This is a genomic window from Actinokineospora auranticolor (assembly GCF_002934265.1).
GTDB lineage: Bacteria > Actinomycetota > Actinomycetes > Mycobacteriales > Pseudonocardiaceae > Actinokineospora > Actinokineospora auranticolor.
On record NZ_PTIX01000026.1, the window covers coordinates 98,535 to 106,552 of the forward strand.

3 protein-coding genes (1 of these 3 only partly in view) are annotated in these 8,018 nt (G+C 70.2%); 2 read left to right on the forward strand and 1 reads right to left on the reverse strand.

The genetic code is table 11. The annotated features are described in order from the left end of the window. Nucleotides 1-5,094 carry the 3' end of a non-ribosomal peptide synthetase gene (locus CLV40_RS31240; protein WP_181043850.1) on the forward strand. The gene continues 9,126 nt to the left of window position 1, outside the view, so only the last 5,094 of its 14,220 coding nucleotides appear in the window; the start codon falls outside the window, past its left edge; the stop codon is at nt 5,092-5,094. 476 nt (nt 5,095-5,570) lie between these two features. On the opposite strand, the gene CLV40_RS31245 is transcribed toward CLV40_RS31240, so the two are convergent. Next, complete coding sequence (locus tag CLV40_RS31245; RefSeq protein ID WP_104482603.1) at nt 5,571-5,852, reverse strand: hypothetical protein; 282 nt, start codon at nt 5,850-5,852, stop codon at nt 5,571-5,573. A 520-nt stretch (nt 5,853-6,372) separates the two neighbouring features. Here CLV40_RS31245 and CLV40_RS31250 point away from each other — a divergent pair. Further along, nucleotides 6,373-7,449: a sporulation protein gene (locus tag CLV40_RS31250; protein ID WP_104482604.1), complete on the forward strand. Its 1,077-nt coding sequence runs from the start codon at nt 6,373-6,375 to the stop codon at nt 7,447-7,449. Nucleotides 7,450-8,018: the final 569 nt, after the last annotated feature.

The window sequence follows — 8,018 nt, forward strand, 5'->3', positions numbered from 1 at the left end:
ATCCGCCACGAGGCCATCTGCGCGCGCCTGGTGTGGCAGAGCGGGCTGCTCGGCTTCGGCCGGGGTGACGCGTCGCTGTTCAAGGCGCCGCTGTCGTTCGACATCTCGGTCAACGAGATCCTGCTGCCGCTGGTCACCGGCGGTCGCGTGGTGATCGCCGAACCGGGCGGCGAACGCGACCCCCGCTACCTGCTCGACCTCATCGACGACGAGGGCATCACCTTCGTCTACCTGCCGTCCTCGATGCTCGACGCGCTGCTCGAACTCGGCCGCGGCACCGATTCCCTGCGCGGCCTGCGGCACGTCTGGTGCGGTGGCGAAGTGCTGACCCCGGAGCTGTTCGACCGGTTCCGCGCCGCGCTCGACACCACGATGTACCACGGTTACGGTCCCGCCGAGACCACCATCGGCGTCTCGCACGTGGTCTACCGTGAGGGTTCCGACCGCATGGCCACCTCGATCGGCGGTCCCAACCCGAACACCCGGCTCTACGTGCTCGACGACGCGCTCAACCCGGTTCCCCCGGGTGTCGCGGGCGAACTGTACGTCGGCGGGTACCTGCTCGGTCGGGGCTATGTGAACCGCCCGGACCTGACCGCCGCGCGCTTCGTCGCGAACCCGTTCGGTGACGGACGGCTCTACCGCACCGGCGACCTGGTGCGCTGGGCGGGGGATGGCACGCTCGACTTCGTCGGGCGCGCGGACAACCAGGTCAAGATCCGGGGAATGCGGCTCGAACTGGAAGAAGTCGAGGCCGCGCTCCTGTCGCACCCTGGCGTCCGTTCGGCGGTGGTGACCACCCGGCACACACCCACCGGAAGCGCTTACCTTGCCGCGTATGTGGTTCCCGAGGGTCCGGTCGCGGACCTGGGGGAGTGGGCGAAGAACACGCTGCCGGAATACATGGTGCCTTCGGCGTTCGTGGAACTGGACGCGTTGCCCATCACCGCCAACGGGAAGGTGGACCGGCGGGCGCTGCCCGAGCCGGTGCTGGAGACAGGTGACCGGCGGGCGCCGCGCTCGCCGCGCGAGGAGCTGGTCGCGGGGATCTTCGCGGACCTGCTCGGGGTGGACTCCGTCGGCTCCGACGACAACTTCTTCGCGCTGGGCGGCCATTCGCTGCTGGCGACGAAGCTGGTGAGTCGTGTGCGGACGGTTCTCGGTGTCGAGCCGACCATTCGGGACGTGTTCGAGGCGCCGACCGTCGCGGGTCTGGTGTCGCGGCTTCCCCTGTCCGGGGTCGCGCGGCCCGCGCTGACCCGGCGGGAGCGGCCGGAGCGGTTGCCGCTGTCGTTCGCGCAGCAGCGGCTGTGGTTCCTGTTCCGGATGGAAGGGCCGAGTTCGACCTACAACATCCCGCTGACCGCGCGGCTGCGCGGCGAGGTCGATGCCGACGCGTTCCGGTTGGCGCTGCGGGATATCGCGGGGCGGCACGAGAGCCTGCGGACGGTGTTCCCGGTGTGGGACGGCGTGCCGTACCAGCGGATTTTGTCTGATGTAGACGTTCCGTTCGAGGTGGCGGACGCGGGCTCGGACGTGGATTCCCTGGTCGCGGCGGCGGTCGAGTACGGATTCGACCTGTCCGCCGAGATTCCCCTGCGGGTGTGGCTGTTCCGGCTCTCCGCCGAGGAGTCCGTGGTGGTGCTGCTGGTGCACCACATCGCGGCCGACGAGTGGTCGACCGCGCCGCTGTTGGGCGACCTGGCGTCCGCGTACTCGGCTCGACGGTCCGGCACGCGTCCGGAGTGGACACCGCTGCCCGTGCAGTACGCCGATTACGCGCTGTGGCAGCGGGAACTCCTCGGCTCGGAAGACGACCCGACGAGCGTCGTGTCGACCCAGGTCGACCACTGGCGCTCGGCGCTCGCGGGCATGCCGGAGGAGCTGGCACTGCCCGCCGACCGACCACGTCCGGCCATCGCCTCCTACCGTGGCGGCGAGGTGCGGTTCGACCTGAGCGGCGACGCGCTGCGCGGGCTCCGATCGGCGGCCCGCGCCTCTGGCGCGACCCTGTTCATGACCGCCCAAGCCGCCGTCGCAGCCCTGCTCTCGCGACTGGGCGCGGGCACGGACATCCCGCTCGGTTCCCCCATCGCGGGCCGCACCGACGAGGCGCTGGATGAGCTGGTCGGGTTCTTCCTGAACACGCTGGTGCTGCGGACGGACGTCTCCGGTGACCCGTCGTTCGCCGAGCTGCTCGGCCGTGTCCGGGAGACCGACCTGGCCGCCTACGCGCACCAGGACGTGCCGTTCGAGCGCCTTGTGGAGATCCTCAACCCGACCCGGTCGATGGGGCGGCACCCGCTGTTCCAGACGCTGGTCGTGTTCCACGACGCCGATGACCGCGACCTCGGCCTGCCCGGCGTCTCGACCGCGGCGCAGGTCGCCGAGGTGACGACGGCTCGCTTCGACCTGACGTTCACCTTCACCGAACTGGCCGACGGCATCTCCGGCACCGTCGAGTACGCCGACGACCTGTTCGACCGTGCCACGGCATCCCTGCTGGCCACCCGCCTCGTGCGGCTGGTGGAGGCGGTCGCGGCCGACCCCGCGCTGCCGGTCTCCGCCGTCGACCTGCTGTCGGCGGGGGAGCGGCGGGACCTGCTGGCGTTCCCCGACGCACCCGCCGTGGCCACCACGGTCATCGAGTCGATCTTCGCCCAGGCCGCGCGCACCCCCACGGCCGTCGCGGTCACCGCCGCCGACGGCTCGGTGACCTACGCCGAGCTGGTGGCCCGCGCCTCCGCGCTGGCCGGGGAGCTGACCAGGCGCGGCGCGGGCCCGGAGCGGATCGTGGCGCTGGCGTTGCCCCGGTCGACGGACATGGTCGTCGCGATGCTGGCCGTGCTGCGGTCGGGGGCGGCGTACCTGCCGCTGGACCCGGAGTACCCGGCGGACCGGTTGGCGTACATGGTCGAGGACGCCTCGCCCGCGCTCTTGGTGACCACCCCCGCGTTGCGCGCGGTGCTGCCCCCGGTCGCGGAAACGGTGACGTTCGACGACTCGTGGTCCGGGGACGTCCCGGTCGCGTGGCCCGCTCCGGCGAGCCCGGCGTACGTGATCTACACGTCCGGGTCGACCGGGCGGCCCAAGGGCGTGGTCGTGCCCCATGGTGCCGTGGCGAACTTCGCGGAGGCCATGGGCGCGGTCGTCGGGTTCGGGGCGGGGGACCGGTTGCTGGCGGTCACGACGCTGTCGTTCGACATCGCCGTGTTGGAGCTGCTGGTGCCGTTGACGCGCGGGGTGACCGTGCGGGTGGCGTCCAGGGACGAGGTCCTCGACCCCCGGCTGCTGGTACCGCACCTGTCCGGGTACGTGCAGGCCACGCCTTCTTTGTGGCAGGCCGTCGTCGACGCGGGTGCCGGCTTGGGCGACACGACCGCGTTGGTCGGTGGCGAGGCCCTGCCTTCCGCTCTGGCCAGCGCCCTCGCTACCCGCGCACATCGGGTCGTGAACCTCTACGGGCCAACGGAAACCACGGTCTGGTCGACCACCGCCGAGGTCACCGACGAGCGCGTGGTGATCGGTGCGCCTATTCGGGCCACGCAGGCCCATGTTCTTGACGGTGGGCTCGGACTGGTGCCCGCGGGAGTTGTCGGTGAGCTTTACCTGGCCGGTGAGGGAGTCGTCCGCGGCTACCACCGGCGTCCGGGTTTGACGTCCACCCGTTTCGTGGCCAACCCCTTCGGCGCGGGGCGCCTCTACCGAACCGGCGACCTGGCCCGGTGGAACGCCGCGGGCGAACTCGAGTACCTGGGCCGGGCCGACGACCAGGTCAAGGTGCGCGGGTTCCGCATCGAACTGGGCGAGGTCGAGTCTGCTTTGTCCGAAGTGGACTCCGTGGGGCGGGCGGTCGTGGTCGCCCGCGACGCGCGCCTGGTCGGGTATGTGGTCCCCGCGCCCGGCCGGTCCATCGACACCGCGACCCTGCGTTCCGCCGCGTCTTCTCGCCTGCCGGACTACATGGTCCCGTCGGCCTTCGTCGTACTCGACGCGTTTCCCTTGACCGACAACGGAAAGGTCAACCGCCGCGCTTTGCCTGCCCCGGACTTCGGTTCCCGGTCCGAGGGTCGTGCGCCCCAGACCCCCACCGAGGAAGCCCTTTGCTCGCTCTTCGCTGAGGTCCTGGGTGTGGCCTCGGTAGGCGTGGACGACGACTTCTTCATGCTGGGCGGCCATTCGCTGCTCCTCGTGCGCCTCAGCGCCGCCATCGAGTCGCGTCTCGGGGTCACCCTCCCCATCACGGCCTTGTTCACCGCCTCCACCGTCGCCGCCCTGGCCCGTCGGGTCGCGGAGGCCGGTCCGGATGAGGGCCTGTCCCCGGTCCTGCCGCTCCGCGCGGGCACCGGGACCCCGGTCTTCTTCCTCCACCCGGCGAGTGGCTTGGCCTGGCAATTCGCGGCCCTGAAACCCCACCTCCCCGACGGCGTACCCCTGTACGGCTTGCAGTCGCCGCTGCTGACCACCCCGACCGAGCGTTTCGACACCTTGGCGGACCTGGCCGAGCGCTACGTGGCGGAGATCATCCACCTGCACCCCACCGGCCCGTACCGGTTGGTGGGCTGGTCCTTCGGCGGCAACCTGGCCCACCTCGTCGCCTGCGCCCTCCAGCGGCGGGGCCTGACCGTCGACCTGCTGGCACTGCTCGACTCCCGCCAGTTCGACCCGGCGTTGGACGAGGTTCCGGCCGACGCGACCGCCGCCTTGGAAGGCCTGCTCGCGGACCTCGACTACCCGGTCCCCGCCGACCTGACAATGGAATCGGCCGTCGAGGTCATCCGCGCTCGGGGCGACATCATGGCGTCCTTCACCCCGGAGACAATCGCGGCGGTGGTGATCAGCTACCTGACCGGCCAACAGCTACTCGCCACCGCTGAATACCCCGTCTTCAACGGCGACATCCTCGTGGTCGACGCCACCACCCCGGAACCCGGCTTCGAACTGACCCACACCCCTGCCTCGGACGAATGGCGCGACTTCGCCACGGGCACCGTCACCGCCGTCCCGTTCGACTGCCGACACGCCCAAGTGCTGTCTCCCCGGATGACTCCCACACTGGGCGCGGTCCTGGGAGACGCGTTGCGCCCGCGGTGATCGGACCGCGCTCCTCGACCGGGTACCGACCGGTCGAGGAGCCTGCTTGTCGCGTAGAAGTGGTCCTTGTTCCCGTTTCCGGAGCGGCCAACAACTCGGACACCACTCAGAGGTCCTTTCCCGCGGCGCGGGAATCGCCGTTCGCGGAACCGGCGAGTGTGGCATGCCTGCTGCACCCGCCTGGGGTATCCGGTGTCGCCCGCAAGTACGGGTGCGGCGCGGGGGGCTGGCGGTGGAATCTCGGACATGACCGTGGAATGCGGTGCCGCCTGCCCGGCCGGGGCGGGCTGGACAACGGAAACAGGCGGTGAATACGGTGTCGTCTGCTCGACCGTGACCGGCTGGGTGCCGGATATGGCAGGCGGGTTCGACACTCCGGGTGTCGTCGGGTCGGCCGAACGGGAAGGGGGAACTTGTCCAGGCGACTCGCTGACCAAAGGGGGAATTGGTGCCACCGCGGACGATTCGGTCGCCTTCTAGGTGAAGAGCGCGATCGCCGCGATCGGCAAGATCAGGACCGTGGCCACCAGGAGGGCCGCGGTGAACGCCACTTGGGTCTTGGTTATCTGGTTGCTCCGCATACCGCGTCGGACGGCCGAAGCGGTGGTGAGCACGAGGATCGTTCCGAGTGCCAGCACCAGGCCCCATGGGCCGATCGCGAATACCTGGCCGTATATACCGCCGAGGGACGAGACCGCGGCCACGACCGCGGTGAACAAGCTTGTCGCGGCGAACTCGCGTTTGAACGCCGAGAACACGGTTAGCCTGGCGCCCGTGCCCGCCGCATCCGGTTCGGCGGGTTCGGTGGATTTTGTTCGGTGAGTTCGGAGGCTGCTCCTGCATGGTCACGTCGGTGGCGGCACTCTGGTCGCGATCATGTTGTGACGTACCGCCACACGAACGGCCGAGATGGCGCGCGGCTCACCGCGCACTGGCGATTCTGGTGAAATACTTGCTGATTCGGAGAAATGGACAATGGCTGGAACGGATGTCGGGGCGCGTCCACCGGTCCGGTCTCCCCGCTGTCGCGCACCTCGCCCGCCCGGACTCCGGTAGTGTTGATCTTGTTGATGTCGCGTGGGTGGCCGGGTGACCACGGGGATCGTCCGCACCGCACGGAGTCCGGCCGCATCGCGAACCGCGCGTTCACAGGGGCTGTGGTGGGTGTCATCGCTGGACCGGGCGCGGACACGCGGGAAACGGTCGCGGAGGGTGATCGTCCGGTTGTGCTAGTGTCGGATTTGCCCTTTTCGTGGCTCATCAGGAGGACTTGGCCTCATGTTCAAACGGATGCTCTCCGCTTTCGGAGTCGGTGGTCCGTCGGTCGACACGGTGTTGGACTCGCCGCACGCGGTGGCGGGGCAACTGGTCACCGGGCGGGTGCGCATCCAGGGTGGGAGCGCCGACGTCGAGATCGGGCAGATCGTGTTGTCGCTGGTCACCCGGGTCGAGGTGGAGCGCGGCGGCAACGAGGTGGTCGGCAACGGTGAACTCGTGCGGGTCGTCGTGCAGGACCGGGTTCCGGTGCGGGCCAACCAGAACGTCGACGTGCCGTTCCAGTTCCCGCTGCCGTGGGAGACGCCGATCACCGCGGTCGGTGGCAGCCACCTGCCGGGGATGAGCGTCGGTCTGCGCACCGAGCTGGTCATCGCGGGCGCGCCGGACAAGGGCGACCTAGACCCGGTCGAGGTGCACCCGCTGCCGTCCCAGGACAAGGTGCTCGACGCGTTCGGGCAGCTCGGTTTCCGCTTCGCCAAGGCCGACGTCGAGGCGGGGCGGATCCAGGGCGTACCGCAGCAGCTCGGCTGCTACCAGGAGCTCGAGTTCTACGCGCCGCCGCAGGTCGCGGGCCGGATCAACCAGGTGGAGCTCACCTTCGTGGCGACGCCGACCGAGCTGCACGTGGTGCTCGAGGCCGACCGCCGGGGCGGCTTCTTCGGCGGCGGCGGTGACGTCTTCGGTCGCTTCGCCATGCCCCACCAGGAAGCCGAGTCCACCGACTGGACCCCGCTCATCGGCCAGTGGTTGGAGCAGGTCGTCGAACGCGGCGCCGCCAACCCCGCCTTCGGCGGCGGCGCGCCGAACGCGGCGTTCGGGGGCCAGCCCGGGTACGGCCAGCCGCAGCACGGCTACGGCCAGCCCGGGTACGGACAACCCGGCTACGGACAACCCGGCTACGGGCAGCAGGGCTACGGTCAGCCCGGATACGGTCAGCACGGCCAGCGACGCGGCCCCGGCATGGGCGGCGTGATCGGCGGCGTCGCGGCGGGCGTCGTCGGCGGCATGATCCTCGGCGAGATGTTCGACGGCGACGACGGTGGCGGCGGCGAGGAAGACTTCGCGGGCGAGGAGTAACCGCCACCGCGCACAGGAACCGACGGAGGCCCACGCCCGCACCGCGCGCGTGGGCCTCCGCTGTTCGTTCCGCCGCCGCGTGCGACCGGGTTCGCGGGCAACCGAAACCGGTTCGACCGCGCTACCGATGGCAGCCGCTTCGCCGACGTGCGCCCGGCGAAGCTCAACGCCCTGCCTGGCAACGGGAGCAACTCGCCTTGCGGTCCAGTCGGCCGCGGGACGACGATCGCGACCCAGGTCGCTGACGCCGTCGGAGCCGGTCGCGGGTTGATCGGTTGAGCCGTGCGTGAGACCTCGTGGGGATGCCGCTTGCGGGACAGCGCGCTTCTCTCCGCTCTGAGTCCCTCGGGCGGTGGGCTCGACGAGTCGTGGCGATGATCTTGATATGCCTCCGGCCCCCGATATTCATTCTACCGGTGGCCACCGACAATTCGCGGCGAAGATGATCAAGCCTGGGAGGCTTGTTCACGCCCAGCAATGATCACCCCGAAGCGCGAGACGGCGGCCCGTTTGCGAGAATCCAGCCACCACGCATCATTCTCGACAACGGGCCGCGTCTGTGTGTCCTG